This window comes from Mesorhizobium sp. M0514 (assembly GCF_040321145.1).
Classification (GTDB): domain Bacteria; phylum Pseudomonadota; class Alphaproteobacteria; order Rhizobiales; family Rhizobiaceae; genus Mesorhizobium.
Genome location: NZ_JAMYQZ010000085.1, coordinates 1 through 26,783, shown reverse-complemented (window position 1 = coordinate 26,783; position 26,783 = coordinate 1). Strand labels below are relative to the sequence as shown.

General features: G+C 63.1%; 25 protein-coding genes and 1 tRNA gene. 5 read left to right on the top strand and 21 right to left on the bottom strand.

Annotated elements, in window-relative coordinates; translation table 11 throughout:
- Window positions 1–110: 110 nt before the first annotated feature.
- Window positions 111–1,586, bottom strand: a complete 1,476-nt coding sequence (gene tig, locus NKI61_RS26375; RefSeq protein ID WP_023681635.1) for a trigger factor — start codon at window positions 1,584–1,586, stop codon at window positions 111–113.
- Between the two features lie 352 nt (window positions 1,587–1,938).
- Between tig and NKI61_RS26370 the strand changes: the two genes are divergently transcribed.
- Window positions 1,939–2,023, top strand: a tRNA-Leu gene (locus tag NKI61_RS26370).
- Window positions 2,024–2,124: 101 nt separating this feature from the next.
- Here the strand turns inward: NKI61_RS26370 and NKI61_RS26365 are convergent.
- The 3 genes from NKI61_RS26365 to NKI61_RS26355 all read right to left on the bottom strand — a co-directional run bounded on the left by NKI61_RS26365 (window position 2,125) and on the right by NKI61_RS26355 (window position 5,340).
- Window positions 2,125–3,573 (bottom strand): aromatic amino acid lyase, encoded by a 1,449-nt coding sequence (locus NKI61_RS26365; protein WP_352841582.1) that lies wholly within the window; start codon window positions 3,571–3,573, stop codon window positions 2,125–2,127.
- A 76-nt stretch (window positions 3,574–3,649) separates the two neighbouring features.
- The gene (locus tag NKI61_RS26360; RefSeq protein ID WP_023681637.1) at window positions 3,650–4,231 is read right to left on the bottom strand and encodes a GDYXXLXY domain-containing protein; all 582 of its coding nucleotides are present in this window, start codon (window positions 4,229–4,231) and stop codon (window positions 3,650–3,652) included.
- Entirely contained in the window at window positions 4,228–5,340 is a 1,113-nt protein-coding gene (locus tag NKI61_RS26355) for a DUF2157 domain-containing protein (RefSeq protein ID WP_023681638.1), read from the bottom strand. Before NKI61_RS26355 ends, NKI61_RS26360 begins: the two co-directional genes overlap by 4 nt.
- A 234-nt stretch (window positions 5,341–5,574) precedes the next feature.
- Here NKI61_RS26355 and NKI61_RS26350 point away from each other — a divergent pair, with 234 nt between their 5' ends.
- The gene (locus tag NKI61_RS26350) at window positions 5,575–5,715 is read left to right on the top strand and encodes a DUF1127 domain-containing protein (protein WP_006335194.1); all 141 of its coding nucleotides are present in this window, start codon (window positions 5,575–5,577) and stop codon (window positions 5,713–5,715) included.
- Between the two features lie 51 nt (window positions 5,716–5,766).
- Window positions 5,767–5,910: a DUF1127 domain-containing protein gene (locus NKI61_RS26345; RefSeq protein ID WP_023667673.1), complete on the top strand. Its 144-nt coding sequence runs from the start codon at window positions 5,767–5,769 to the stop codon at window positions 5,908–5,910.
- Window positions 5,911–6,081: 171 nt separating this feature from the next.
- Here NKI61_RS26345 and NKI61_RS26340 read toward each other — a convergent pair whose 3' ends face one another.
- Complete coding sequence (locus NKI61_RS26340) at window positions 6,082–6,408, bottom strand: hypothetical protein (protein WP_352841579.1); 327 nt, start codon at window positions 6,406–6,408, stop codon at window positions 6,082–6,084.
- Between the two features lie 18 nt (window positions 6,409–6,426).
- Between NKI61_RS26340 and trmFO the strand changes: the two genes are divergently transcribed.
- Window positions 6,427–7,839 (top strand): methylenetetrahydrofolate--tRNA-(uracil(54)-C(5))-methyltransferase (FADH(2)-oxidizing) TrmFO, encoded by a 1,413-nt coding sequence (trmFO, locus tag NKI61_RS26335; RefSeq protein ID WP_023681640.1) that lies wholly within the window; start codon window positions 6,427–6,429, stop codon window positions 7,837–7,839.
- A gap of 36 nt (window positions 7,840–7,875) precedes the next feature.
- Here trmFO and NKI61_RS26330 read toward each other — a convergent pair whose 3' ends face one another.
- The 5 genes from NKI61_RS26330 to yajC form a co-directional block, all read right to left on the bottom strand.
- On the bottom strand, window positions 7,876–8,697 hold the full coding sequence (locus NKI61_RS26330) for a phytoene/squalene synthase family protein (RefSeq protein ID WP_502899922.1): 822 nt from the start codon (window positions 8,695–8,697) through the stop codon (window positions 7,876–7,878).
- A 25-nt stretch (window positions 8,698–8,722) separates the two neighbouring features.
- Complete coding sequence (locus NKI61_RS26325; RefSeq protein WP_023688226.1) at window positions 8,723–9,112, bottom strand: Mth938-like domain-containing protein; 390 nt, start codon at window positions 9,110–9,112, stop codon at window positions 8,723–8,725.
- Window positions 9,113–9,123: 11 nt separating this feature from the next.
- The gene (secDF, locus tag NKI61_RS26320) at window positions 9,124–11,676 is read right to left on the bottom strand and encodes a protein translocase subunit SecDF (RefSeq protein ID WP_023667677.1); all 2,553 of its coding nucleotides are present in this window, start codon (window positions 11,674–11,676) and stop codon (window positions 9,124–9,126) included.
- A gap of 217 nt (window positions 11,677–11,893) precedes the next feature.
- Window positions 11,894–12,889 (bottom strand): SecDF P1 head subdomain-containing protein, encoded by a 996-nt coding sequence (locus NKI61_RS26315; RefSeq protein ID WP_023744782.1) that lies wholly within the window; start codon window positions 12,887–12,889, stop codon window positions 11,894–11,896.
- A 54-nt stretch (window positions 12,890–12,943) separates the two neighbouring features.
- Window positions 12,944–13,291, bottom strand: a complete 348-nt coding sequence (yajC, locus tag NKI61_RS26310) for a preprotein translocase subunit YajC (protein WP_023667680.1) — start codon at window positions 13,289–13,291, stop codon at window positions 12,944–12,946.
- Window positions 13,292–13,562: 271 nt separating this feature from the next.
- Here yajC and NKI61_RS26305 point away from each other — a divergent pair, with 271 nt between their 5' ends.
- On the top strand, window positions 13,563–14,438 hold the full coding sequence (locus NKI61_RS26305) for an ATP-binding protein (RefSeq protein WP_023667681.1): 876 nt from the start codon (window positions 13,563–13,565) through the stop codon (window positions 14,436–14,438).
- A 110-nt stretch (window positions 14,439–14,548) separates the two neighbouring features.
- Here the strand turns inward: NKI61_RS26305 and NKI61_RS26300 are convergent, their stop codons facing one another.
- The 11 genes from NKI61_RS26300 to NKI61_RS26250 form a co-directional block, all read right to left on the bottom strand.
- Window positions 14,549–16,048 (bottom strand): peptidoglycan DD-metalloendopeptidase family protein, encoded by a 1,500-nt coding sequence (locus NKI61_RS26300; RefSeq protein WP_352841573.1) that lies wholly within the window; start codon window positions 16,046–16,048, stop codon window positions 14,549–14,551.
- Window positions 16,049–16,372: 324 nt separating this feature from the next.
- The gene (locus NKI61_RS26295; RefSeq protein WP_352841571.1) at window positions 16,373–17,026 is read right to left on the bottom strand and encodes a protein-L-isoaspartate(D-aspartate) O-methyltransferase; all 654 of its coding nucleotides are present in this window, start codon (window positions 17,024–17,026) and stop codon (window positions 16,373–16,375) included.
- 26 nt (window positions 17,027–17,052) lie between these two features.
- Complete coding sequence (surE, locus tag NKI61_RS26290) at window positions 17,053–17,814, bottom strand: 5'/3'-nucleotidase SurE (RefSeq protein ID WP_023710683.1); 762 nt, start codon at window positions 17,812–17,814, stop codon at window positions 17,053–17,055.
- The gene (gene serS / locus NKI61_RS26285; RefSeq protein ID WP_352841568.1) at window positions 17,814–19,118 is read right to left on the bottom strand and encodes a serine--tRNA ligase; all 1,305 of its coding nucleotides are present in this window, start codon (window positions 19,116–19,118) and stop codon (window positions 17,814–17,816) included. The genes surE and serS overlap by 1 nt, the downstream gene beginning before the upstream one ends.
- A gap of 109 nt (window positions 19,119–19,227) precedes the next feature.
- Window positions 19,228–20,103 (bottom strand): twin-arginine translocase subunit TatC, encoded by an 876-nt coding sequence (gene tatC / locus NKI61_RS26280; RefSeq protein ID WP_023688219.1) that lies wholly within the window; start codon window positions 20,101–20,103, stop codon window positions 19,228–19,230.
- Window positions 20,100–20,840 carry a Sec-independent protein translocase protein TatB gene (gene tatB, locus NKI61_RS26275; protein WP_352841566.1) on the bottom strand — a complete coding sequence of 247 codons (741 nt, stop codon included), beginning with the start codon at window positions 20,838–20,840 and terminating at the stop codon, window positions 20,100–20,102. Before tatB ends, tatC begins: the two co-directional genes overlap by 4 nt.
- A gap of 86 nt (window positions 20,841–20,926) precedes the next feature.
- Window positions 20,927–21,148 (bottom strand): twin-arginine translocase TatA/TatE family subunit, encoded by a 222-nt coding sequence (locus tag NKI61_RS26270; RefSeq protein WP_023681650.1) that lies wholly within the window; start codon window positions 21,146–21,148, stop codon window positions 20,927–20,929.
- Window positions 21,149–21,328: 180 nt separating this feature from the next.
- A complete protein-coding gene (gene scpB, locus NKI61_RS26265) occupies window positions 21,329–22,096 on the bottom strand; it encodes an SMC-Scp complex subunit ScpB (protein WP_023667689.1) in 768 nt (255 codons plus the stop codon).
- Window positions 22,093–22,893: a segregation and condensation protein A gene (locus NKI61_RS26260; RefSeq protein WP_352499670.1), complete on the bottom strand. Its 801-nt coding sequence runs from the start codon at window positions 22,891–22,893 to the stop codon at window positions 22,093–22,095. Before NKI61_RS26260 ends, scpB begins: the two co-directional genes overlap by 4 nt.
- A 174-nt stretch (window positions 22,894–23,067) precedes the next feature.
- Complete coding sequence (nagZ, locus tag NKI61_RS26255) at window positions 23,068–24,087, bottom strand: beta-N-acetylhexosaminidase (RefSeq protein ID WP_023681654.1); 1,020 nt, start codon at window positions 24,085–24,087, stop codon at window positions 23,068–23,070.
- 133 nt (window positions 24,088–24,220) lie between these two features.
- Window positions 24,221–26,783 (bottom strand): SPOR domain-containing protein (locus NKI61_RS26250; RefSeq protein ID WP_352841564.1); only part of this gene is annotated, 2,563 nt, incomplete at its 5' end.

Below are 26,783 nucleotides of genomic sequence, written 5' to 3'. Positions count from 1 at the left end.
CCCTGTGCAATACAGGAACCAGCCCTTAAACCTACCAGCTCAATGAACCGTCCAACTTTATGGGGTCAGTTCACTCGAGGGCGGCCTTTTCTGATCTTGTCGTCAGGCGCTTATTCGGCGTCCTTGGCGGCCTTCTTTTTCGGGGCTGCCTTCTTCTTCGGCTCTTCCGCGTCGTCGGCCTTTTCAGCCTTGTCGGCCTTCTTGGCAGCGGCCTTCTTCGCCGGCTTGGCCTTGGCTGTATCGCCCTCTTCGTCGTCAGCCATCAGCTCTTCCTTGCTGACCTTGACGTCGGTGACCGAGATCTGGCTGAGCAGATGGTCGACGACCTTCTCCTCGAACATCGGCGCGCGCAGCGTGTTCAGGGCTTCCGGATTGCTGCGATAGAACTCGAAGGCTTCCTGCTGCTGGTTGGCCGGGTAGCGGCGCACCTGCTCGAACAGGCCGCGCTGCAGTTCCTCGTCGGAAACGGTGACGCCGGCCTTCTCGCCGATCTCGGCCAAAACCAGGCCGAGACGCACGCGGCGCTCGGCAAGCCGCAGATATTCGGCGCGTGCCTCTTCTTCCGTCGTCTCCTCGTCGGCGAAGGTACGGCCGGCGGCTTCGAGATCGCGGTTGACCTGGGTCCAGATGTTGTTGAACTCGGCATCGACGAGCTTCGACGGCGCCTCGAACGAATAGGCCGCGTCAAGCTGGTCAAGCAGCTGGCGCTTGACCTTCTGGCGGGTCATCGAACCGAACTGGTTCTCGATCTGGCCGCGCACCACGTCGCGCAGGCGCTCCAGCGATTCCAGGCCGAGGTTCTTGGCCATTTCGTCGTTGATTTCCAGCGCGCCGGGCTTGGACACTTCCTTGACGGTGACGTCGAAGGTGGCTTCCTTGCCGGCCAGATGCGCGGCCTGGTAGTTTTCCGGGAAAGTGACCGTGACCTGCTTCTCGTCGCCGGCCTTGGCGCCGATCAGTTGGTCCTCGAAGCCCGGAATGAATTCCTTGGACCCCAGAACCAGCGGCTGGTCGGTGCCGGCGCCGCCGGAAAAGGCCTCGCCGTCGATCTTGCCGACATAGTCGATCGAAACGCGATCGCCTTCGGCGGCCTTGCCGGTCTTCGGCTCGAAGCTTCGCGCCGATTCGGCAACGCGCTGGACCTGCTCGTCGATCTCGCTGTCCGGCACTTCGAATACCTGGCGCGTCACCTTGATGTCGGAGAAATCCTTGATCTCGATCGCCGGGATGACCTCGTAGTTGAGGCGGAATTCGAAGTCGGCGCCGCCGGCCAGGATCTTCTCGGCCTCTTTCTCGTCTTCCGTCATGATCACTTCAGGCTGCATGGCGGCCTTTTCGCCGCGCCCCGTGATGATCGAACGGGTCGAATCGTTGAGGATTTCGTTGACCACTTCGGCCATGAACGACTTGCCGTAGACCTTGCGCAAATGCTGCACAGGCACCTTGCCGGGACGGAAGCCGTTGATGCGGACCTTGTTCCTGGCGTCGGACAGCCGCGCCATCAGCTTGGCTTCCATATCACCCGCCGGCACGGTGATCTTGATCTCGCGCTTGAGACCGGAGTTGAGCGTTTCGGTGACCTGCATCGTAAAACCTTTATCTTCACCAAAGAGGCTGCCACGGCGTCTTGCCGTTCACAGCCTGCCGGTACAATCTTGCCGGGAATGGCTTTTGGTACGGAACCTGGCGATTTGACCGAAATTACGGCTCAAATTGTTCCAAACTGCGTTCCAAGATGTGAATAAGTTCTTGTTTTTCCTACTTCTTATCACATTCTGCAGAAGCGGATCGGCGCGTCCCGTCACATTTGACACGCCTTTTGTCACAGGCGAGGCCAATTTTCAACCATCTTCGCGTTGCAGCGAATGACCGCCCCAACGGCAGACATTTTCGCCCCGACATTGACAGAATGATGGCTACATGGGATTGCCGACAAATGCGGATGTGGCGGAACTGGTAGACGCCCTGGATTTAGGTTCCAGTGCCGAAAGGCGTGGGGGTTCGAGTCCCTTCATCCGCACCACCCTTCGCTCTATCGAGCTTCGGGTGGCAGGCCACCCAGGAGCTTGATAAAGCGAAGGGTGTCCTCCGAAGCCGTGGCGTAGGAGGACTGGCGGCGACGGCCTACACTTCAAACACTTGACCGGTAAACCACTCCGCCAATTTCGCCAGCTCCGGCCCCAGCACCCGGTCGGCGTCGACCGGGGGCACGATCTTCCTGATATCCGCGACAAAATCCTGCAATGCCGGCGGCGCGGCGCGTTCAGTCACGTACAGGGCCTGCGAGGCGATCATGGCCAGCATCGCCATTGCCGCATCGAGGCAGCGGCCGGCCGTCGCTTCCTTGGTCCAGGCGAAGAATGCGGTGGTGGCGACGTCGTCCTGGCCGGCGCCGGCCGATTCGGTGCCCGGAATGAAGGTGCGCTGCGCCGCGAGCTTGGCCTGTTCGAGATAGCCGGTGATCGCCATCGGGACATAGCCGACATTGCCATGGCCATCGCTGTCGGCCCAATGCCGCCCGGTCATCAACAGATCGGGCAGCAGCGACACCTTGCCGTTCAGCAGCTTTGAGGCGTGGCGGTCGCAAAGCAGGCAGAGATCGGCCCAGATCGCCGCCAGATCGTCCAATGCCGGTGTCGCCATGGCATTGTGATAGCCGCCGGTGGAGATGCAGCGCCCCAGCGGGTGCGCCGCGTCGGGCGGGATATAGACTGGATTGTCTGAGATCGAGGCCAGCGACACGGTCGCCGCCTGCTCGGCGCCCGCCAGCGCCCGATGCGCATGGCCGAGCACGCGCGGCACGATGCGGTAGCTGACCGGCGCCTGATAATTGCGCCGTCCATCCCCGGCGCCGACCAGAAACTGCCGCAACCCTTGCAAGGCGGCCGCTTCGTGTTCGTCGCCCCAGAGCCCGTCGAGCGCGGCATCATAATGCTCGAGCGGCGCGCGAAACGCTTCGATCGACAGCGCGAACACCTTGTGCGCCATGGCGAGGCGACGACGCGCGGCAAGTGCTGCGTCCGCCACCAGTGCCGCCGCGCAAGGCGAGCCGTTGATCAGCGATCCCCGCTCCTTCACCTCAAGCTCAAGGCTGGCGGTAAGCGCAGCAAACAGCGGATAGAGCGCCAGGATCTCGCCGGCGCCACCCTGCCCTTGCGACGGCACCACCGGCATCAGGCCGCCGTCGAGCATCGCCGCAACGGCTAGCGCGATGCGCGGCGTGGTGGCGGCATTGCCTTCGATGAAATTGGTCAGCCGTGCCAGCACGATCGCCCGGACCACGCGCTCGGGCAACGGCTCCCCGAAGGATGTGGCGGCGGCATACGCTTTGATGCGCGCATGGCGGTCGCGCTCGTCAAGTTCGAGCTTGCGGCTTGCCAGCTCGCCCATCGCGGTGGTGACGCCGTAGATGACCGGCGGCGGATCGGACTCAATGAGTTTCAGGAACGAGGCGCGGCATTCGGCAATGCGTTGCAAGGCCTTGTCGCCGATTTCGACCGTGTCGTTTCTCCAGGCGACGCGCAAAACGGCATCGAGATTGATATCTTCGCGCGTCGTCACCGTAATCGGCATTGTCTTCGCCCGTCTGGTTTGCATGAGGGCGAAGCGATCGATCGTTGCCGAAATCCATGCCCTGGGGTAATGTCTTCTAGTAGAGCGGTTCCTCAAACAATGTCTTGTCGCCGTCCATCAGCGCTTTGATCTGTGCCTGGCCACTGGCGGCGAGCGCGATGCGCACGCCGAATGGCCGCACCCGCATGTCGTTCTGGATCGCCATGCCCTGGCCCTCAGGTAGGTAGAAGCGGTCGATGCCGTATTGCGGTGCGATCGTGGATTCAGGATCAAGCGTCCAGCCCGGCGCGACCTGGCCGACAATATCGGCTTCGTCGGCGGTCGCCGGCGTCGGAGCCCTGCCGAACCAGGCCGTGGTCGCATGCCAATAGCCGTCGGCGCCCGGCTTCAGCCGGACCACGATCGGCGTGTTCTCGCTCACGAGCTGGCCGGCAGGGATGTTGGCGATCAGCTTCACCGGCAAGCGCGATATTTCATAGCCGAGGATAATATAGTCGCCCCGCAGCAGATCGCGCGGATCGACCGGCTCGACTTTCAGCAAGACCTCCTTGCCGTTGCGCAGGATCGCCGCGCGGCCGGCGATGATCCAGCTCAGGAAGCCGATCTGGACGAGCGCCAGGACCAGCGCCGAGATGACAAGTTTCTTTCCCGACATCATGCTGCCGCTCCTTCCGGGGCCTTCATGCGTTTTTCCACACGGATGATGACGAGAGCCAGGATGCCGAACAGCACTGCGGCAGCCAGGAAGAAGCCGGCCGTGCCGAGCATCGTCTGCAAGGTCACGACATAGATAATGGCGAGCTCGAAGGCAAAGCCGGCATAGGCAACCCAGCGCAGCCCCCTGCTCTCGCGCCCGCCCAGCATGATCGCCGCGGCAATGCCGGCCAGTGCGATGACCGACGCAATGGCAAAGCCGTTGCTGAAGGCGTTGTCATCGCCCAGTTCGATCTGCATCATCGCCAGCCCGGTGAGAAAGCCGATCAAGGCGTGCAAAGGCAACCGCCCGCCGAGCTGCAAGATCCGGTCGGCCGGCCCAGCGGCGAAGATCGAAACCGCAAACAGCAGCGCCGACACCACGACGAGAGGAATAGCCAGGGCGAGCGTGTTCTGGTCCAGGCCGCGCACCGCGATATAGAAAATGACCGAGAGAATGATCAGGTGGCGTGCCGGCTGGCTGCGCGTCCACAACGAGACGACAAAAAGCACCGGCGCCATGATAACGAAGAAATCCGGAAATACGGGGCGGTCATAAAAGTCGAACGCGCGCACGAACAGCCAGGCAACGGATATGCCGACGGCAGCGACCGTCAGCAGGTTCGAGCGCAACGCCACCGCGGCTAATGCAGTGCCGATGCCCCAGGTGACGATGGCCGAGGCTTCGTCACCCGTGAGATGGTACATCTGGCCGATCAGCGCGATCGATCCGCCGAAGGCCGCGGCGGCCACGATCCACAACGCCTCGCCGATCGCCGCATGGTCGCGCATCTTCAACACCGCGCCGCCGACATAGCCGGCGAGAATGACGGCAAACAGCGCCGCGACCCGCACCAGCCGCGGGATCGCGTCCCAGTTGGCGGCGACGAAGAGCAGGATCGCGGCGCCGAACAGCAGCGCTGCCATCATGGCCAATATAGTGCCGAAGCTCAGCGATTTGCGCTCGTTTGCGTCGATGTCGCACTTAAGCGCATCGGCCGTCTTGGCGTCGATCAGGCCGGCCTGCAGCCACCGCCCGATATCGGCCCTCGCCCGCGACGAATAGCTCGCCATGCCGCTTCTCCCCCAGATTGGTCTTTCTGACAGCCGATCCGCTCAAATCGTTGACGCAACGTCATTTTCCGATTCGGGTCTCTTCATGACGAAGCGTGAATGCGCGTTAATGTTGCATTGCACAATTTGCATTGCTGCCATGCGCCAACAGCACTTTTAAATCGATATAACCCAGCCTATTTACTGTTCGTACACAAACGGAATGATCCGAAGAAAGACGAAACGAGCACTACCATGAACCTGATCCGCAACTACCGCAACTGGCGCCGCTACCGGGACACCGTCTCCGAGCTGAGCCGCCTGTCGAACCGTGAACTGACCGACCTCGGCATCAGCCGCAGCGACATCCACTACGTCGCCCGCAAGGCGGTCTAATCCTCTTCGGATCGCAAATGGTCCGAACCAGTTTTGAAAAAGAGAACGACAATGAACCTGATCCGCAACTATCGTAACTGGCGCGTTTACCGCGACACCGTTACCGAGCTGGGTCGCCTTTCGAACCGTCAGCTCCATGATCTCGGCATCGTCCGTGACGAGATCAAGATCATCGCCCGCAGGGCGACGATCTAACAAGAATTTCGCCAGGGTCGACCTCCTCCCCGACCCTGACGGATACGGTCAGCCTTCACCTCCTCCCGAGGGTTGACCACCAAAACGGCGCCCGCCGCACCTCCTCCCGCGGCGGGCGCTGTTTCCAAAGCGAACGCAGTTCGTCTTTCCGAAGCGAACGCTAGTTCGTCTTCAAAGTGAACGCAGTTCCTCTTCCAGGGATTTCGCCTCCCTCGATCCGGCGAAAAGAATTTCGTCAAAGCCGACCTCCTCCCCGGCGATGGCGAATACGGCCGATCCCCACCTCATCCCGAGGATCGGCCCCAAAAACGACACCCGCCGCACCTCCTCCCGCGGCGGGTGTTGTTGTTTTTGGGGCAGGTTTGCGGCTGTGCTTGCGGTCGATCGAGGCGCTTTGCGCCGCCATCCAAGCGTCGCCGCGGACATAAGAAACTCGAGCTCCGTCGTTGCACGACAATGACCCACGCTCGCACCGGCCAATTGCAAACGGCGCGCCAAGCGATTATTCCGGCGCTCATGAGCAAAAATCCTATCCACATCGTCGGCGGCGGCCTCGCCGGCTCCGAAGCCGCCTGGCAGGCAGCACAAGCCGGTGTTCCCGTCATTTTGCATGAGATGCGCCCGGTGCGCGGCACCGATGCGCACAAGACCGATGGGCTTGCCGAACTTGTCTGTTCCAATTCCTTCCGCTCCGACGATGCCGAGAACAACGCCGTCGGCCTGCTGCATGCCGAAATGCGGCTGGCCGGCTCGCTGATCATGAGTGCCGGCGACGCCAACCAGGTGCCGGCAGGCGGCGCGCTGGCCGTGGATCGCGACGGTTTCTCCGACGCGGTGACGAAAAAGCTTGAAGCGCACCCGCTGATCACCATCGAGCGCGAGGAAGTGCCGGGCCTGCCGCCGGCGGAATGGGACCAGGCGATCATCGCCACGGGACCGCTGACCGCACCTTCGCTCGCCCAGTCGATCGCCGAGGCGACCGGCGCCGACGCACTGGCCTTCTTCGACGCGATTGCCCCGATCATCCATTTCGACACGATCGACATGGACACCTGCTGGTTCCAGTCGCGCTACGACAAGGTTGGGCCCGGCGGCACCGGCAAGGATTACATCAACTGCCCGATGGACAAGGACCAGTATCTCGCCTTCGTACAGGCGCTGGTCGACGGCCACAAGACCGAATTCAAGCAGTGGGAAGGCACGCCCTATTTCGACGGCTGCCTGCCGATCGAAATCATGGCCGAGCGCGGCGTTGAGACGCTGCGCTACGGGCCGATGAAGCCGATGGGGCTGACCAATGCCCACAATCCGACGGTAAAAGCCTATGCCGTGGTGCAGCTGCGCCAGGACAATGCGCTGGGCACGCTCTACAACATGGTCGGTTTCCAGACCAAGCTGAAGCATGCCGAGCAGGTGCGCGTGTTCCGCACCATTCCGGGCCTGGAAAACGCCGACTTCGCGCGCCTCGGCGGCCTGCACCGCAACACCTACATCAACTCGCCGACCTTGCTCGACGCTTCCCTGCAGCTGAAGTCGCGGCCCGGCCTGCGCTTTGCCGGCCAGATCACCGGCTGCGAGGGCTATGTCGAGAGCGCGGCGATCGGCCTGCTCGCCGGCCGCTTCGCCGCCGCCGAGCGTCTCGGCCACGCGCCGTCGCTGCCGCCGCTCACCACCGCCTTCGGCGCCCTGCTCAACCACATCACCGGCGGCCACATCGTCTCAGACGACGAGCCGGGCAAACGCTCGTTCCAGCCGATGAACGTCAATTTCGGCCTGTTCCCGCCGGTGGAAGCACCGAAGACCGAAGGCAAACGCCTGCGCGGCAAGGACAAGACGGTGGCCAAGCGCCACGCGATCACCTCACGCGCGCGGGCAGATTGTCGGGAGTGGCTAGGGCTGCCGGCGCAAACAGCGGAAGCTGCTGAATAGCCAAGTCTCAGAGTCCTAACGCGATTGACGTCTACGTTAACTCGCTGTCCATCCCCGCGTTGCGCGCCTGAGCAACAGCCAATGCCGACGCAGAGCCGAAAGCCGGGCTGCGCCGCCAAGCGGCGAGCGACGACCACTCGCCATCTTGCCGAGATAGGCGCTGGTCAGCGCCAGCGGCAGGAACGCCGGACGCAGCGTTTGCGGAAGTGCGGACGCCCCTTGCTCGAAAGCGCGGAGATGCTCCTGCGCCAATGCAATCATCGCAGCCACCGCGCGCTGAGCGCCGGGGCCGCCGTCGCCGCCGACGAACTCTTCCGGCGATGAGCCTACCGCGGCAAGGATATCCGCCGGCACGAAGCATTGCCCGCGCCGGCGATGCAGCGGCAACAGCAGCAACAGGCCGGTCATCGCCTGGGCGCAGCCGGCCCTGCCCGCCAGTTCGGCAAAGGGCGGCGCCTCATTGGGATCGAGCACCATCGCCGCCAGCTGGATCAGCGCGGCCGCCGTCTCGCCGCAATAGCCCTCGAGATCGGTGCGCGACGGCATCGGATCGTCATAGAGGTCGAAGATGCGGGCCTCGAGCATGTTGTCGAAGGCAGTTTTGGGCAGGCCATGGGCAGAAATCGTCGCCTTCAGCGCATCGGCGAGCGGGTTGCCTGTGGCTGCGGCTTCAGCAGCGATGACATCGCGCCACCATTGCAGCCTCACTTCGCCCGGCAATGCCTCGTGGATGCGGTCTCGGACAGACGCAATCTCGGCATTGAAGGCGTAAAGCGAAAACAGCGCCGCGCGCTTGTCGGCCGGTGCATAGAGTGCGCTGACATAGCGGTCATGGTCGCCGGCGCGCACCGCCTCCATGACGATGTCAGCTGTATCGGTCACGTCAGTCGACGGCGATGAGCGCCGCGGCCACGGCGCGGTCTTCGGCAAGCAGAACATTGTAGGTCCGCACCGCTGCCCCCGTCGACATCGGGTCGGAGCCAATGCCAGCCGCCTTCAGCGCCGCCCGAAGTGCTGTCGGCAAGGGCCGCAAATCCTTGCCTGTGCCGACCAGCAGGATCTCGACCTTGCCGGCCTCGGCCAGCAGCAGGTCGAAATCCGCCGCCGTCAGGGCCAGCGGATCGGCCGGCTCCCAGCCGTGGATGCCGGAGGGCAGGCACAGAAGCGAGCCGCGATGCGACATGTCGGCGAAGCGGAACCCGCCATTGCCGTAGGCTTCGATCGGCGCCCGTCCGGGGAAATGCGCCTCGCGAATGACGATGCCTTTTGCCACCAGCGCGGCCGTCAGGTCGCCATGGCCTTGCCGCCACCAACCGGCTTCTCCTCATCGGCGCTCGCTCCCTGCGGCCTGAGCCTGAACAGGATCAGCAAGGGCGCTGCGATGAAGATCGACGAATAGGTGCCAAAGACGACGCCGAACAGCATCGCCATGGTGAACGAGCGGATCACCTCGCCGCCGAACAACACCAGCGCCAGCAGCGCCAGGATGGTCGTCACCGAAGTCAGCGTCGTTCTCGAAAGCGTCTCGTTGATGGCGTTGTTCAACAATTGCGGGAGCGGCATTCGCTTGTATTTTCGCAAATCTTCTCGAACACGGTCATAGACGACGATCGTGTCATTGAGCGAATAGCCGATAATGGTCAGGATCGCAGCCAGCGAAGACTGGTTGAATTCGAGCCCGGTGATGACGAAGAAGCCCAGCGTCATCACCACATCGTGCACCGTCGCCACGATCGCGCCGACCGCGAACTGCCATTCGAAGCGGAACCAGACATAGACCAGGATGCCGATCAGCGCGATGATCATGGCGATCGTGCCTTGCTTGGCCAGCTCGCCCGAAACCGTCGGGCCCACCACCTCGACGCGGCGAAAATCGTAATTGTCCTGGAGCTCGCCGCGCACCTTGTCGATGACGGTCTGCTCGGCGTTCTCGCCGCCATCCTGGGTGCCGACGCGGATCAGCACGTCGTTCGGCGCGCCGAATTGCTGGACCTGCACTTCACCGATGTTTAGCTCCGACAGCCGGCTTCTGATATCGCCAATATCGGCGTCGCCTTGCTTGGACTGCACCTCGATGATCGAGCCGCCCTTGAAGTCGATGCCGTAGTTGATGTCGATGGTCAGGAATCCGATAACCGACGCGATCGACAGCAGGCTGGACAGTGCGAAGGTCCAGCGGCGGATGCCCATGAACGGGATTTTCGTGCCGGCCGGAACGAAGGTCACCGGCGCACGCGGCAATTCCTTCGGACGCGCGCGGCGCAGCCAGATCGACACCAGCAGACGGGTGAAGGTGAAGGCGGTGAACACCGTGGTCAGGATGCCGATGGCATAGGTGATGGCGAAGCCCTTCACCGGTCCGGTGCCGAGATAGAACAGCACGACCGTGGCAATCAGCGACGTCACGTTGGAATCCACGATGGTCGCCAACGCCTTGGTGAAGCCGGTGTCGATCGACTGGATGACCGAACGGCCGGCCCGTCGCTCCTCGCGGATGCGCTCATAGATCAGCACGTTGGAATCGACCGCCATGCCGATGGTCAGCACGATACCGGCAATGCCGGGCAAGGTCAGCGTCGCGCCAAGCAGCGACAAGACCCCGACGATCATCGCCACGTGCACGGCGAGCGCAATGTTGGCGAGGAAGCCGAGAAGTCCGTACGCGACGAACATGAAGGCGACGACGAGAATGGAGCCGATGATGCCGGCGACCTTGCCGGCATGGATCGAATCCTGGCCGAGGCCCGGGCCCACCGTGCGTTCTTCGATCACGGTCAGCTTTGCCGGCAACGCACCGGCGCGCAGCAGCACGGCGAGGTCGTTGGCGCTTTCGGCGGTGAAATTGCCTGAAATCTGGCCGCTGCCGCCGAGGATCGGTTCGCGGATCACCGGCGCCGAAATCACCTGATTGTCGAGGATGATGGCGAACGGCTTGCCGACATTCTGCTGCGTCGCCTGGCCGAACCGTGTCGCACCGCGCGAGTTGAAGACGAACGAAACCACTGGCTCGTTGTTTCGGGAATCATAAGTTGCGGTGGCCTTGGCAAGATCCTCGCCGGACACGATGACGCGATTTTCCACCAGATACGGAACCGGCGGATCGTCCTGCGAATAAAGCACCGAGGAGCCTGCCGGCGGGCGGCCGTTCAGCGCATCCTGCACCGACATCGAGGTATCGACCATCTGGAAGGTCATCTTGGCGGTCTGGCCAATGATCTCCTTCAGCCTTTGCGGATCCTGCAGGCCCGGCACCTGGACGAGCACACGGTCGTCGCCCTGCCGCTGCACGATCGGCTCGGTGGTGCCGAGTTCGTTGACGCGACGCTCGACGACTTCGATCGACTGCGCCAATGCGGCTGAGGTGCGGTATTTGATGCCGGCGTCGGTGACGGTGAATTTGAGCAGCCCGGCTTCGGAATCATCCAGGGACATTTCCTGGATGGAGCCACCGGTGAACAGGCCGGCGGCGACCGGATCGGTCAGCGGCTTAAGCGCCGCCTTGGCGGCATCGATCTGGGTTGGATCGGTGATGCGCACTTGTACGGTCCTGCCGGTGCCGCCAAGGCCGGTATAGCCCACCTTGGCATCGCGCAGCAGCGTGCGGATCTCGTCGCGCGTCGTTTCCAGCTGCGCCTTGACGAGATCATTCTGGTCCATCTGCAAGAGGATGTGCGAACCGCCCTGCAGATCGAGACCAAGCGTCATCTGCCGCTTCGGCACCCAGTTGGGCAATTGCGCCAATGTGCTGGCCGGGAAGAGATTTGGCGCGGCAAGGATGAATGTGACGGCCACGGCGATCCAGATCAGGATCATCTTCAGGCGCGAAAAATACAGCATATGGCGTTGTCCGTCAGGGCGTACTGGCGGATCGTTCCGCCGACAATTCGGTTATTTCTTGGCGTTCTTATTTGCCACCGGCTCGCCCTTAACCCGCACTTCGCCGATTGTCGAGCGCGCTGAGGTCAATTTGGCGCTGCCGCCGGCAGCGGTTTCGGCGTCAATCGCCTCTGTCGGTTCCATTCTAATTCTGATCACCGCCGGGCGCTATCGTGCACTACTCGACTATTTTCAATCGTGCAGGCATCGGTCCGGAACGCAAAAGCAAGGCCAGATCATCGGCGTTCTCCTTGGTGAGGTTGCCCGATATCTGGCCGCGGCCGTTAAGAATTGGCTCGCGGACGACTGGCACCGAAAGCACTTGGTTGTCGAGGATCATCGCAAATAGCTTGCCGACATTCTGCGAGGTCGCCTGCGCAACGCGTGCCGTTGCCCTGGAATCGAAGGTGAACGAAACCGCCGGCTCATTTGTGACGGAGTTGGGAGTCGCCTGAGCATTGACAATGTCGTCACTGGAAACGATCGTTCGGCTCTCAACCAGATAGGGAACCGGTGGATCGTCCTTCGAATAAACCACCACCGAGCCAGCGGGCGTCCGGCCATTGATCGCATCAGCGACCGGCATCGACTCATCAACCCACTGAAAAGTCAGCATTCCGGTTCGGGTGAGAATTCTCCTCAGCCTTTGCAAATCCGCAACGCCCGAGGTCCGGACCAGCATACCGTCTTCGCCCTCTGGCCGCACTACTGGGTCGGCTACACCAAGATCACGCAGGCGATTCTTAATGACCACGATCGACTGCGCAAGCGCGATCGACATCCGATACTTGATACCTGTGTCTGTTACCGTGAACTTGAGCAACGCTGCTCCGGTATCATCCAGGATCACTTCCTGGACCGGACCAGCGCTGCCAAGGACAGGATCAGTCACCGCCTCCAATGCCATCTTGGCCGCGCCGACCTGAGCGGCGTCGGTGATATGCACCTGAACGGCCCGACCCGACTTAGCAAGACCAGTATAGCCGATCCTTGCATCGCGCAGCAGCGTCCTGATTTCGTCACGCGTCGCCTCCAACCGGCGATCGATCACATCGGTCGCGTCCAATCGAAGCAGCACGTCCGCGCCGGCAGCGTGAAGACTGGGCGCGTCGACGAGCATTGTGGCCATAGCAAGCCAGATCAGGATCATTTTCAGGCGCGAAAAATGGACCATACGCCGTCTTTTGTCAGAGCTCTGCCCGCGGATCGCTCCGCTTGGGAAACTGGCTTACTTCTTGGCGTTCTGGTTGGCCACCGGCTCGCCCTTGACCCGAACATCGGCGATCGTCGAGCGCAGCGCCGTCACCTTGGTGCCGCCGCCAAGGTCGATCTCAAGCTCATTGTCGTCGATCACCTTGGTCACCTTGCCGACGAAGCCGCCGCCGGTGATGACCGTGTCGCCACGGCGCACGGCCGAGATCATCTCCTGGCGCTTCTTCAACTGGGCGCGCTGCGGCCGGATGATGAGGAAATACATGATCACGAAGATCAGAACGAACGGGAGTATCATGCCGATATCCCCGAACGGACCAAGCGGAGTTCCGGTAGCTTGGGCGTATGCCGGTGTGACGAACATCAAGAACTCCTGGTTACGAAGAAGGCCGTAGGGCGGCCTCGCCAAATTTGGCCGGAATATAGTGGGTAAAGTTACCAATGCAACTGCGCGGCCGGGCTTTCAGCTGCTTTTCCGGCCGGTTGACCCGTGTTAGAGCATGCTCCCGGAATACGGGCGTGGTTTTCGCAAAAGATCATGCCCAAACAAAAGCTTGGAACCCGTTTCTATCTCGCCCGGATCAAGACGATTTCGGCCCCTACGCACGTTCGTGCGGAAACATAAAAGACGAGACATGACCGACAGCACCATCGAGGCCCTGAACCAAAAGCTCGACCGCCTGATCGAGGCGGTCACCCGCCTCGCCCCGCCGCCGGTGCCGCAAACCGATCTTGCGGTTGCCGATTGCTTCGTCTGGCAGGCCGACCCCGGCTATCTCGAGCCGGTGCGCAAGGTCAACCGCGTCGACATCGGCCTGATCCGCGGCGTCGACCGCGTGCGCGACATTCTGGTCGAAAACACGGAACGTTTCGCCGCCGGCCATGCCGCCAACAATGTGTTGTTGTGGGGTGCGCGCGGCATGGGCAAATCCTCGCTGGTCAAGGCCGTGCATGCGCAGATCAACGCCCAGGCCAAATCCGACCTGCCGCTCAAGCTGATCGAGATCCATCGCGAGGATATCGACACGCTGCCCAGGCTGATGGGCCTGCTGAAGGCGGCGCCGTTTCGCTTCATCCTGTTTTGCGACGACCTCTCCTTCGACCATGACGACACCTCCTACAAGTCGCTGAAGGCAGCCCTTGAAGGCGGCGTCGAGGGCCGCCCGGCCAATGTCATCTTCTACGCCACGTCGAACCGCCGGCACCTGTTGCCGCGCGACATGATCGACAATGAGCGCTCGACCGCCATCAACCCGTCCGAGGCGGTCGAGGAAAAGGTTTCGCTGTCCGACCGCTTCGGCCTGTGGCTCGGCTTCCACAAATGTTCGCAGGACGAATATCTCGATATGGTCAACGGCTATGCCACCCATCATGGACTGAAGATCGACCCGGAGCAGCTGCGCGCCGACGCCCTGGAATGGGCAACGACACGCGGCAGCCGCTCGGGCCGCGTCGCCTGGCAATTCACTCAGGATCTGGCCGGCCGGCTCGGCAAGCCGCTGAACGACTGATTGATTTCCGTCAGGTCACTGAAAAAGCCCGCCCCTTGCGGAGCGGGCTGAGCCGGCGGGCCGGACTGGAGGTCAGACGGCCTGCAAAACGTTTATTGTTCTATTCCCGACTATTCGAGATAACCTGAGGGATCGACCGGGGCCGAGTTCTTGCGCACTTCGAAGTGCAGTTTCGGCGAGTCGGTGGTGCCGCTCATGCCCGACAGCGCGATTTCCTGGCCGCGCTTGACCTTCTGGCCGCGCTGCACCTCGATCGACCTGGCGTGGCCATAGACGGTGACCAGCCCGTTTTCGTGGCGCACCAGCACCGTATTGCCGAATTCCTTGAGGCCGTCGCCGGCATAGATGACCACGCCATTCTCGGCCGCCTTGACCGGCGTCCCCTCAGGCACGGCGATGTCGACGCCATCCTTGCCGCCACCAAAATTGGAGATGACGCGGCCACGCACCGGCCAACGCATCTTGCCGATGCCGGTGGCATCGGGCGCAACAGCATCGTCGTCCTCGGCCTGCTGGATGACCTTGGCGTCCTTCTTCGGCGGCGTGTAGGTGGCGAGCGTCTCCGTCGGCTTTGCCGCCGGTTGGGTGGTCGCGGTCGTCACCGGATCAACTTTGGCCGGCTTGGCGCTGGCGACCGTTGCGGTGCCACCTGCCGGAACCTTCAGCGTCTGGCCGATCTTGAGCAGGCCGTCCTGCATGCCGTTCGCCTGCTTCAGCGCCACGACGCCAACGCCGGTCTTCCTGGCGATGGAGGACAGGCTGTCGCCCGACTGGACCGTGTAGGTGCCCGCGCCGGCTTTTGGCGCGGCCGAGGCAGTCTGCGCCGGCTTGTCGGTCTTCGGCTTGTTCGCTGCCGAAGCGTCAACCTGCGCGGCGGACTTGCCGTCCTTGAGTTTCGGCTGCTGCGGCAGTACGGCGATCTTCTCCGGCGCCGGCGCCTTGGGGCTGTTTGCCGGCTTGCCGTCGGCAAGTTTCGGCTCTGTCCCCTTGCTTGAATAGGCATAGGCCGGGATGACCAGTTTCTGACCGGTCTTCAGCCCCTTGGTGGCGCTCAAGCCGTTGACCTTCATGATCACGTCGGCGGGCACATGATAGCGATGAGCGATGCCGGAAATGGTCTCGCCGTCGCTGACCACGATCTCGGTCGCATGCGGCGTACCAGCCGCAACTGGTTTCGGATCGGAGTCACCGGCATTCTTGAACGGCCTCGCCGGCTGGACGGTGCCGGTAGTCGTTCTGTCGACATGCGGTGCCGGTGCAAGCGCCGGCGCGGAAGCGGTGCGCATCGGAGCAGCTTTGGGCGCGCTCGGCGGCGGCAGCTGCTGGACAGTGACCGGCTCCAGGCTGGAGCGGCTGACCGACTGGTTATGGCTGCCATCGACAGGTGCCGCAGCGATCGGCTCGGCCGCCACATCGCCCGGATAGGGCTGAGCGGTGCTCTGCTTGTCGATGATGGCGCGCTGATTGTTGGTCGAGGAGGTGAAGACGTCGTCGACACCATTGAACCGCGAGACTTGGGAGCTACACCCCGCCGCCATTCCGGCAAGCATGAGGACAGCGCAGCCCCGCGACAGAGTACGCCCGTTTGCCTTCAAAACACTGAATTGCATCGCACTAACCCGCACAGACCCGGTACACACTGGTCATGATTAAAGCGCGTTAATGTTACTGGCGGGTTAACCCCATAGAATCAGACGCAAATTTTCTTAAAACATTTTCGAACGCGCCGAAGGTGCGTTGAGATTCAGGTCAGGCCGAGTCGAAAATAACAGGTTCTGAGAACCGGCCTACGCCGGCCGTAGCCTTCATAGAGCGGAGGCATTTATGACGGCTTCGACCGGCGAAGGCCGGAGCGGAGCGTACTCAAACATGTGAGCACCGGAAGCGCAGGAACCTGCCATTTGCAGGCCGGCCTCACATGAATATCAGCGCACCTAAATAACCGCCGCGACGCTGCGCAGGATCGGCTGCAGGCGCACGGTGCCGATATCCTCGCGCTCGAAGCGGCTGCCGACCTTGGTCAGCTTGGCCAGCACCTGCTCGCCCTCCTCCGGCCCGATCGGGGCAATGACGATGCCGCCGCTCGACAATTGGTCGAGCAGGAAGCGCGGCAGGCTGTCGAAAGCCGCCCAGGCTACGATGCGGTCGAACGGCGCTTCATTGGCAAGCCCGTTGGAACCGTCGGCCTGGCGCACGATGACATTGCCGATGCCGAGCGCCTCGAAGCGTTGCCTGGCCTGCTCGGCCAGCGTTTTGTAGCGGTCGACGCTGACGATGCGCGCCGCGAGCCGCGACATCACCGCTGCCGTGTAGCCCGAGCCGGTGCCGATCTCCAGCACCCGGTTGCCGGGCTCTATTGCCAAGGCCGCAATCACCGCCGCCTGCAGATCGGCGCCCTCGATCGCCTCGCCGCATTCGATCGGCAGCATGCCGTCCGACCAGGCGATGGAATGGCACTGGCCGTTGAGGAAGCCGCGCCGCGGCGTCGCCTCGAAGGCTGCGATCAGCGCCTTCGGCACCGCGCCTTGGCCGCGCAGGCGCAGCAGGAACGCGGCAAAACCCTCGCGATCGTCGAGCGGCAAGTTCATGCCAGAACCTTCTTCATGCGAACACCTTATTCAGACAGCGCCTTGGTCAGTTGGTCACGGATCTCATGCGCGGTGAGGTCAAGCTGCAGCGGCGTCACAGACACGAGCCGGTTGCGCAGAGCATGGAGATCGGTGCCCTGCTTGCCCTCGACCGGCTCGCGGCCGAAGCGCAGCCAGTAATAAGGCAGGCCGCGCCCGTCGCGGCGCTCGTCGACCCACAGGCTGTGCACCAGCTTGCCCTGCGACGTCACGACGGTGCCGGCGACCTCGTCAGGCAGGCAGTTGGGAAAGTTGACGTTGAGCAGCACGCCGTCCGGCAGCGGCATGGCGACAAGCTTTTTCAGCAGCGCCGGCGCCAGCGCTTCGGTGGTCTCGTAGGGAACGACGCGGTCCTCGCCGACATAGGAATAACCCTGGCTGAGTGCGATCGAGCGGATGCCGAGCAGCGCGCCTTCCATGGCGCCGGCGACGGTACCGGAATAGGTCACGTCGTCGGCGATGTTGGCGCCGGAATTGACGCCCGACAGGATCAGGTCCGGCGCGCCTGGCAGGATCTTCTTGACGCCCATGATGACGCAGTCGGTCGGCGTGCCGCGCACGGCGTAGTGTTTCTCGCCGATCTTGCGCAACCGGAGCGGCTCCGAGATCGACAGCGAATGCGCGTAGCCGGACTGGTCCTGCTCCGGCGCCACCACCCAGACATCGTCCGACAGCGTGCGGGCGATGCGTTCGAGCGACGCCAGGCCCTCCGCATGGATGCCGTCATCATTGGTCAGAAGAATGCGCATTATTTCGATTCGATCTTCGCCAGACCGCCCATATAAGGCCGCAGCACTTCAGGAATGGTTACGCTGCCATCCTCATTCTGGTAGTTTTCGATGACGGCAATCAGCGCACGGCCGACAGCGGTGCCCGAACCGTTCAGCGTGTGCACAAAGCGGTTGCCCTTGCCGTCCCTGTCCTTGTAGCGGGCATCCATGCGCCTGGCCTGGAAGTCGCCGCACACTGAACAGGACGAGATCTCGCGATAGGCGTTCTGTCCCGGCAGCCAGACCTCGATGTCGTAGGTCTTGCGCGCGCCAAACCCCATGTCGCCCGTGCACAGGACCATGGTGCGGAACGGCAGCTCCAGTCGCTTCAGCACCTCTTCGGCGCACTGCGTCATCCGCTCGTGCTCGGCGAGCGAAGACTCCTGGTCGGTGACCGAGACCAGCTCGACCTTGTAGAACTGGTGCTGGCGCAACATGCCGCGCGTGTCGCGGCCGGCGGAGCCCGCTTCCGAGCGGAAGCACGGCGTCAGCGCCGTATAGCGCAGCGGCAGCTTTTCATGGGCCGTGATTTCTTCGCGCACCAGGTTGGTGAGCGGGACCTCGGCGGTTGGAATCAACCCGAGCCGGCCATCGCCATGCTGCACGAAGAACAGGTCGTCCTCGAATTTCGGCAGCTGGTTGGTCCCGAAAAGCACTTCGTCGCGCACCATCAGTGGCGGGATGACTTCTTCATAGCCATGCTCGGTCGTGTGCAGATCGAGCATGAACTGGCCGATGGCGCGCTCCATCCGCGCCAGCCCGCTCTTCAGCACGGTGAAGCGTGATCCCGACAGCTTTGCCGCCCGCTCGAAATCCATCATGCCGAGCGCTTCGCCGATCTCGAAATGCTCCTTCACCCAGTTCGGCCGAGTCGGCACCTCGCCGACGATATGCTTGACGACATTGTCGTGCTCGTCCTTGCCGACCGGCACGTCGTCGAGCGGCACATTCGGCAGCACCGCCAGCGCGTCGTTCAGTGCCTTGTCGAGTTCGCGCTCGCGCGCCTCGCCATTCTGGATGAAGGTCTTGATATCGCCGACTTCGGCCTTGAGTTTTTCGGCAAGTGCCGTGTCGCCCGAACGCATGGCGTTGCCGATCTCCTTCGAGGCGGCGTTACGGCGTTCCTGCTTGGTCTGCAGCTCTGTGACGTGCGCGCGCCGCGCTTCGTCCTTCTTGATCAGCTCATCGACCGTGGACTGCGCCTCGTCAGCCGACCACGAGCGCTTGGCCAGCGCTTCGACAAGGGCCTTCGGGTTGTCGCGAATCCATTTGATATCAAGCATGGTTGGTCGTCCTCGAGCTAAGGCCTGAGGGCGTAAACCGCATCCTTCATCGATGCAAGATGGCGGCTGTCGCGTTTTTCCGCTAACGCGGATACCCGAACGCGACGGCCTATGAAGGGGCCTGCTTTGAGGACGCGTCCGCCGCCTTTTCGGCCACAGCTTCGGCGGCTTCCTGCTTCTCGCGCGCCAGCTTCTGCTTGACCTGGTCGCGCTCGATCAACCGGGCCGCCCAGATCGACACCTCGTAGAGCAGGATGGTCGGGATCGCCAAACCGATCTGGCTCATCGGATCGGGCGGCGTCAGCACCGCCGCGACGACGAAGGCGATGACGATCGCCCATTTGCGCTTCTCGGCCAGCGCCTTCGACGACAGCATGCCGACGCGCGTCATCAGGCTGGTCACCACCGGCAGCTGGAACACCAGGCCGAAGGAGAAGATCAGCGTCATGATCAGGCTGAGATATTCCGACACTTTCGGCAGCAGCGAAATCTGCACCTGGTCGTCGGTGCCGGCCTGCTGCATGGCGAGGAAGAACCACATTACCATCGGCGTGAAGAAGAAATAGACCAGCGACGCGCCCATCAGGAACAGGATCGGCGATGCGATCAGGAACGGCAGGAAGGCGTTGCGCTCGTTCTTGTAGAGGCCGGGCGCAATGAATTTGTAGATCTGCGTGGCGATCAGCGGGAAGGCGATGACCATGCCGCCGAACATGGCGAGCTTAACCTGGGTGAAGAAGAATTCCTGCGGCGCCGTATAGATCAGCTCGACCTTGTGCGGATCGAGCCCGGCCCACTGCGTGGCCCATTTGAACGGAACGACCAAAAGATTGAACAGCTTCTTGGCAAAGAAGAAGCAGACGAGGAAGGCGACGAAGAAACCGCCGATCGACCAGATCAGCCGCCGGCGCAGTTCGATCAGATGCTCCATCAGCGGAGCCGACGACTTCTCGATCTCGTCCTTTTCGCTGTCCGTAATGCTCACTTGGCGGCCCCCGCCGTCTTCTTGGGCGCGGGATTCTTGGCCAGCGCAGGCTTCGGCTCAGCCTTTGTGACTGCCTTCGGTGCAGCAGCGGGCTTGGTGGCGGCTTTTCCAGGTGCAGCCTTGGCGGGCGCCGCTGACGGCTTGGCCGCAACCTTCGCCGCAGGCGCCGGCTTTGCCGGTGCTGCCTTGGGTGCCGCTGTTTTGGTTGCCGGGGCCTTTGATGCCGCGGCCCCCTTGGCGCGCGCGTTTCGTGGCGCTGCTGTTGGTGCAGCCGGTGTCACCACCGCCTGATCGGTCATCGCCGGAAGGATCGGCGCCGCCGGCGCTGTTTCCGGTCCGTTGAGACCCGGCATCACCGTCGCGCCGTTCTTGAGCGGCTCGGCCGGCTGTGGTGTTTCTGCCGCGGGCTTTGAGGGGTCGACGGCGGGCTTCGGCTTCATCACCGCATCGACGCCGGAGCGAACCTCGGCTGCCGCCTGTTCGAACGGATTGAGCTGCTTGCGAATCTCGGCCGCCGGATTGAGGCCGCGCAGCGTATCGACAGACTTCTTGACGTCGTCGAGCTCGGCTTCCTTCAACGCCTCGTTGAACTGCTTCTGGAAGTCGGAGGCCATGGCACGCAGCTTCGCCGTCGTGCGGCCGAAGGTGCGCAGCATATTGGGCAAATCCTTCGGTCCGACGACCACGATCATGACGATCGCGATCACCAGCATTTCGGTCCAGCCGACTTCAAACATGGCAATCAGTTCCGACTAGTGCTTGTCGCCCAAAAGTGCGAAGCGGTTTTGGGACAACGACTTGCACAAAAGCAACAACCTTCGGCTCAGCTCTTGCTGGCCTTTTCCTTCACTGCCGAAACGGTCTCGTCCGGGCGGTGCTCGACGGTGCGCTTGTCTTCGGCGGTATCGTCGTCGGCCATGCCCTTCTTGAAGCTCTTGATGCCCTTGGCCATGTCGCCCATCAGCTCGGGTATCTTGCCGCGGCCGAACACCAGCAGCACGATCACCAGCACGATCATCCAGTGCCAAATCGAAAATGAACCCATTGTAACTCTCTCTCGAATGTTTTCCCTGGCGATGATCTATGCGTTTTCGCGTTGGGATTCAAACACAACAGCGACAAAGTTTATGAAGGCGCGGCTTATGTCACGCATTTTCGGCAAAGCTGCCCGCTACCAATCGGCGCATCTACCGCAGCAATGCAGCTTTTTGACAGCGGCTTGCGGTCAATCTTCCGTGACGCGCGGCGTCAGCAGGCCGAGTTCCTCGAGATCGATGTCGGTCAACGCATCCTCGTCCTCGGTCAGCGCGTCCGGATCGGCCGGCGGCAACGGGATGGCGAAATTCGACGGCATTCGGCCCGAAAGCAGCCCTGCCCCCTTCAGTTCGTCCATGCCGGGAAGATCGCGAATCTCCTCCAGTGCGAAATGGTCGAGGAAAGTGTCTGTCGTGCCGTAGGTGACGGGACGGCCGGGCGTGCGGCGGCGGCCGCGCATGCGCACCCATTCCGTTTCGAGCAGCGTATCCAGCGTGCCCTTCGAGGTCTCGACGCCTCTGATGTCCTCGATCTCGGCGCGCGTCACCGGCTGGTGGTAGGCGATGATCGCCAGCACTTCGAGCGCCGCGCGCGACAGCTTGCGCTGCTGCACCGTGTCGCGGCTCATCAGGAAGGCGAGATCGCCGGCGGTACGGAAAGCCCAGGCATCGCCGACCCGGACCAGATTGACGCCGCGCCGCGCATAGATCTGCTGCAGCTCAGCCATGGCAGCGGCAATGCTGATGCCGTCGGGCAATCTGGCTGCGAGCTGCTTTTCGCTGACCGGCTCGGCGCTGGCGAACACGATCGCCTCGGCCATGCGTATGGCTTCGGCCATGTGCAGCCGTTCGCCAGGATTCAGAAGCAGGGTATCAGTCGGGTCCTGGGCGATAATGCCCTCCTCGGTCTCTTCTTCGACCTTGAACGGAATGACCGAAGCGTTGGCGCGTTCGCTCATGATGCCACCTCGACTGCCTTGATTGGTTGCGCGCGGCCGCGCAGATAGAGCGGCGCGAACACCTGGTCCTGTCGCATCTCGATGCTGCCTTCGCGCACCAGTTCCAGCGACGCCGCGAACGAGCTGGCAATCGCGGTACGCCGTTCGTCCGGGCTGGTCAGGTAATTGATCAGATAGCTGTCCAGCGCCGTCCAGTCGCGCAGCGAGCCGATCAGCCGGGTCAGGATATCGCGCGCATCCTTGAGCGACCACACGCCACGCCGGGCAATTGTCACATTGGTGATCGCCTGTTTCTGGCGCTGCTGCGCATAGGCGGTGAGCAAATCGTAGAGCGAGGCCGAATAGGCGTTACGCTTCTCGACGATGACCATTTCAGGCATGCCGCGTGCAAACACGTCGCGGCCGAGCCGGTTGCGGTTGACCAGCCTTGCCGAGGCGTCGCGCATGGCCTCCAGACGCTTCAGCCGGAACTGCAGCACCGCGGCCAGTTCCTCGCCGCTTTCGCCTTCCTCGCCGGGCTGCTTGGGGATGAGGAGCTTCGACTTGAGGAAGGCCAGCCACGCCGCCATCACCAGGTAGTCGGCGGCAAGCTCAAGCCTTAGCGCCCTCGCCGTCTCGACGAAGGTCAGATATTGCTCGACCAGCGCCAGGATCGAGATGCGCGACAGATCGACCTTCTGGTTGCGGGCGAGATGCAGCAAGAGGTCGAGCGGACCTTCGAACCCGGCGACGTCGACGACAAGCGACGGGTCGCCGGTCAGCCGGGAATCGTCGTTCTCGGCCCACAGACGGTCCATCGGTGCGGCCTTCGCAGCCTTGCTGTCCAATGTCTCCGCCACTTGTTCCTTTACCTCTGGTTAGAGCATGATGCCGAAAAGTGTGAAGCGGTTTTCGGACGACATCATGCTCTCTCTATCTAATTTAGAGACGGATTCAGATTTCAGGTCGAACAGACCTGAAATCATCCGTCTCTAGGCCACCGCGTCGAAATAGGTGGCAAACTCGGCGCGTATCTCGGTTTCGTCGGCCCGGTCGCGATCCCTTATATAGGTCAGCGCCCGCTTGGCGCGCTCCAGCGACGTCCCTTCAAGTCCCGTGGTTCGCGATGCGATGCCCGCCATCTCCTCGAAAACGCCATTGCAGTGAAGGACCAGATCGCAGCCCGCCGCAAGGATCGAGGCCGCCTTTGTCGGGAAATCCCCAGAAAGTGCCTTCATCGAGGTGTCGTCGCTCATCAACAGCCCGTCGAAGCCGATCTCGCGGCGGATGATCTCGTCGATGACCTTGCCTGACGTGGTCGCCGGGTTGTTCGGATCGATGGCGCTGTAGACGACATGCGCCGTCATCGCCATCGGCAGATGGCTAAGCTCGCGGAAAGGGGCGAAATCATGCCGCTGCAGGTCGCTCAGGGAGGCGTCGACCACAGGCAGCTCGAAATGCGTGTCGGCAAAGGCGCGTCCATGGCCCGGAATGTGCTTCATGACCGGCAGCACGCCGCCCGACATCAGCCCTTCCGCTGCCGCGCGGCCGAGTTCGATGACCGGGCGCGGCTCCTTGCCATAGGCGCGCGCGCCGATGACGTCGCTGGCGCCCTCGATCGGCACGTCCAGCACCGGCAGGCAATCGGCCGAGATACCGTAGCGCAACAGGTCGAACGCGTGCAGCCGCGCCATCAGCCAGGCAGCGCGGGTGCCGGCATCATGGTCCTTGCGCCACAATGCGCCGAGCGCGCCGCCGGCGGGATAGTTCGGCGCCAGCGGCGGCCGCAGCCGCTGCACCCTTCCGCCTTCCTGGTCGATGAACACCAGCGCATCGGGTCGCCCGATACAGTCGCGCATTTCGGCGACCAGATCGCGGATCTGCTCCGTTTCGCCGATATTGCGCGCAAACAGGATGAAGCCCCACGGGCATTCATTGCGATAGAAACGGATTTCTTCGCGGGTCAGCGATTTCCCGGCACAGCCGAGGATCATGGATTTTGATTCGGTCATTCCACCAGTTTAGGGCTTCGCGCCGCCAAAGGGAATCTCCCCGGACGGCAAGCGCCTCAACCTCTCGCCCATCCACATGAAAAAGCCGGCGCGACCCTTGGGAACGCACCGGCTCTGATAATTGGATCCGGCCTTACCGCGACACGAAGCAGTTGCCGCCGGCAGCCTTGTAGCTGGTGCACAGATTGATCGCATCGTTGCGCGATTGCGCAGGCACCCGGACACGGTAGAAGGTGCCCTTGCCGGCGATCTCCGCCTTGACGATGTTGGCGGTGCGACCGGCGAGCACATTTCCATAGCGGCGCTGCAGGTCGGCGTAGTTGGCCTGGGCGCTTTCGACCGTCGGCTGCGAAGCGATCTGCATCGACCACGAACCGCCCGATGTCGAAGCCGTCGCCGGAATGGAGGCAACCTGGTCGGGCTTGACCTCGCCGACCACGTCGACCGGCTGGTCGGACGGGCGCTGCGGCGCTACGGCAACCGTCTGCGGCGTGTTGGCGGACTGGGTCTCAGCCTTCGGCGTGGCCGCCGACTTCACCGGCTTGACCGGCTTGGCGGTCTCGGCACTTGCCTGGTCGCTATTTGCCTGATCGGCAGGCGCCACGGTGCCGGTCTGCTCGGCATCGGCCGAAGGGGCGACGTGCTGCGGCGCCGGGTCAAGCGGCTCAGTCGCCGCAACCTGCGGCGCGGCCGGCGTCGAGTCCTCGCGGGCCACCAACGAGCCGTCGGGCTTGACCACCATGGTCCGCACCTTGCGCGGGGCGACGGCGACCGTATCGGGGTTCTTGTCGGCTTCCTGCAGCACCTGAGCGATGCGGTCCTCGGACTTTGGCACCGGCGCGACAGCCGCGTCGGGGTTGACGGCAGCGTCGGGGTTGCCGGCAGCGTCGGGGCCTGGGGCAGCATCGGTATCGTCGGGCGACAGATCGACGACGCGGCTTTCAGGCTCCTGCGCCTTCACATCGACCGGCTCTTCGGTGTTGGTGACCAGCTTCTCCTGAACCGGCTCGGCCGGCTTGGTGCCCTTGGCGACCGCATCATAAACCTTGTTGTCCTGGTTCGGCACCACGGCGCCGCCCGGATTTTCGGGCTTGACCTTGATCGGCCTGTTGTCGGCTTTGACAATGACCGGCGCATCGCTGCCGCCCTTGCCGCCGAACGACAAGGCGAAGGCGCCAAGGCCGCCGGCAATCGCAACCGCAGCAACGACCCCCGCGACCAGCAGGCCGCTCCTGCGCGGCCGTGCGGCTTCCTGCTCGGCGAGGCCCGGCACCGCCATTGCCTCGTCCAGATCCGGATCGTAGTCGAGTTCGTCGACCGCGAAATCGTCGGCCTGCGAAACCGGCTGGCTGCCGGGCAGATCGTCCATGTCGAAGCCGCCGGCGGCATCGGCGTGGTGAGCTTGCGTGGCTGCAAGCACTTCGGCTGGCCGCGCCGCATAGGCGCGCTGGTCGAGCTCGTGGCCCGAACTGAAGCTGGAACTGTAGGAATCGTCATCATAGCCGGCACTGCGTGCGGCAGTGGGCGGCGCCACTTCCACCGCGTTCATCTCGTTGAGCATGCCGGCGAATTCGGCGTCGATGTCGTCATAGGCGGCCGGCTCGTCTTGCTCGAAGCTGAGTTCTGGAATGTCGAGGTCGTCGGCAATCGCCACCACACGCTCCGGCACATCGACCGTCTCGACATCCGGCATCTCGTCATAGGCCTGAGGCGGCGCCTGGCGCGATGGCGTCGGCGCCACATAGGCAGCAGCGGCAACCGGCTGGTCGCGATAGCTTGGCGCTGCCGCCGGCGGCATGGACGGCTTTTCTGCAAAAGAAGCTTGCGGCTGCGCTGCAAAAGAAGGTTGCGGCTGCGCTGCAAAGGAAGGCTGGGCCGAGGTGGGAGTCACGCGGCTCCACGAACGCGCCGGCTCCGGCGGCGTCGAGCGCCAATCGCCAGCGACCGGTGCTGCCGTATCGTCATGACCGAGATCGATGCCCTTGGCCAGCGCCGCGTCGAAGGCGTGATCATCGAACTCGATCTCGGGCACATGGCCTTCAAGTTCGCCGGCAAGCAGATCGTCGAAATCGGAATCGTTCGCCTGGGCCTCCTGAGGAGCCGGCGCGTGTTCGTCCAGGTCCCAGTCGAGATTATCGACCGGAGCGACTGGCGTCGCGACGGACCGCTGCACCGGGGCAACCGGCTCATAAGTCCTGGTGGGCTCGATGGCGGCAGCCCTGGTGGGCTCGGTGACGACCGGAATCGGCGCGACTGGCGCCGGGCGTGGTGTGGTCATGGCGCCAAGCAGCGCGTTGAGTTCATCTTCCAACGTCCGTTCGTCAGCGACCGGAGCGGCCGGGGTCGCCATATTGGTAGGCGCCACATAGGCTGGTGCGACCGGAGCTAGCTGAACCGGAGCGGGTGCGGTCTCGGCTACCGGCTCGTGATCGGCAAGCGCATCATCGATGCTCAGATCGAAATCGCCGAATGCTTCGTGCGCAGTCTCATGAGAGGGGCTGGCCTCCACGGTCCAGGCCGGCGTCTCGTCCACTTCCGGCGCATCCATCTCAACCGGCGCGCTGACCTGCAGATCGCTGACATCCAGATCGCGCTCTTCCGGATCCTCGGCCTCAACAGGCTGAGCCTCGAAAGCCTGAGGCTCGAAATGCTCGGCTGCAAAATCCTGGGCTGCAAAATCCTGGGCTGCAAAATCC

Excerpts from the sequence above, each read along its gene's own strand:
- tig (WP_023681635.1), bottom strand. The coding sequence starts at position 1,586 with ATGCAGGTCACCGAAACGCTCAACTCCGGTCTCAAGCGCGAGATCAAG.
- NKI61_RS26365 (WP_352841582.1), bottom strand. The coding sequence starts at position 3,573 with ATGCCGATTACGGTGACGACGCGCGAAGATATCAATCTCGATGCCGTT.
- NKI61_RS26360 (WP_023681637.1), bottom strand. The coding sequence starts at position 4,231 with ATGATGTCGGGAAAGAAACTTGTCATCTCGGCGCTGGTCCTGGCGCTC.
- NKI61_RS26355 (WP_023681638.1), bottom strand. The coding sequence starts at position 5,340 with ATGGCGAGCTATTCGTCGCGGGCGAGGGCCGATATCGGGCGGTGGCTG.
- NKI61_RS26350 (WP_006335194.1), top strand. The coding sequence starts at position 5,575 with ATGAACCTGATCCGCAACTACCGCAACTGGCGCCGCTACCGGGACACC.
- NKI61_RS26345 (WP_023667673.1), top strand. The coding sequence starts at position 5,767 with ATGAACCTGATCCGCAACTATCGTAACTGGCGCGTTTACCGCGACACC.
- trmFO (WP_023681640.1), top strand. The coding sequence starts at position 6,427 with ATGAGCAAAAATCCTATCCACATCGTCGGCGGCGGCCTCGCCGGCTCC.
- NKI61_RS26330 (WP_502899922.1), bottom strand. The coding sequence starts at position 8,697 with ATGGAGGCGGTGCGCGCCGGCGACCATGACCGCTATGTCAGCGCACTC.
- secDF (WP_023667677.1), bottom strand. The coding sequence starts at position 11,676 with ATGCTGTATTTTTCGCGCCTGAAGATGATCCTGATCTGGATCGCCGTG.
- NKI61_RS26315 (WP_023744782.1), bottom strand. The coding sequence starts at position 12,889 with ATGGTCCATTTTTCGCGCCTGAAAATGATCCTGATCTGGCTTGCTATG.
- yajC (WP_023667680.1), bottom strand. The coding sequence starts at position 13,291 with ATGTTCGTCACACCGGCATACGCCCAAGCTACCGGAACTCCGCTTGGT.
- NKI61_RS26305 (WP_023667681.1), top strand. The coding sequence starts at position 13,563 with ATGACCGACAGCACCATCGAGGCCCTGAACCAAAAGCTCGACCGCCTG.
- NKI61_RS26300 (WP_352841573.1), bottom strand. The coding sequence starts at position 16,048 with ATGCAATTCAGTGTTTTGAAGGCAAACGGGCGTACTCTGTCGCGGGGC.
- NKI61_RS26295 (WP_352841571.1), bottom strand. The coding sequence starts at position 17,026 with ATGAACTTGCCGCTCGACGATCGCGAGGGTTTTGCCGCGTTCCTGCTG.
- surE (WP_023710683.1), bottom strand. The coding sequence starts at position 17,814 with ATGCGCATTCTTCTGACCAATGATGACGGCATCCATGCGGAGGGCCTG.
- serS (WP_352841568.1), bottom strand. The coding sequence starts at position 19,118 with ATGCTTGATATCAAATGGATTCGCGACAACCCGAAGGCCCTTGTCGAA.
- tatB (WP_352841566.1), bottom strand. The coding sequence starts at position 20,840 with ATGTTTGAAGTCGGCTGGACCGAAATGCTGGTGATCGCGATCGTCATG.
- NKI61_RS26270 (WP_023681650.1), bottom strand. The coding sequence starts at position 21,148 with ATGGGTTCATTTTCGATTTGGCACTGGATGATCGTGCTGGTGATCGTG.
- scpB (WP_023667689.1), bottom strand. The coding sequence starts at position 22,096 with ATGAGCGAACGCGCCAACGCTTCGGTCATTCCGTTCAAGGTCGAAGAA.
- NKI61_RS26260 (WP_352499670.1), bottom strand. The coding sequence starts at position 22,893 with ATGGACCGTCTGTGGGCCGAGAACGACGATTCCCGGCTGACCGGCGAC.
- nagZ (WP_023681654.1), bottom strand. The coding sequence starts at position 24,087 with ATGACCGAATCAAAATCCATGATCCTCGGCTGTGCCGGGAAATCGCTG.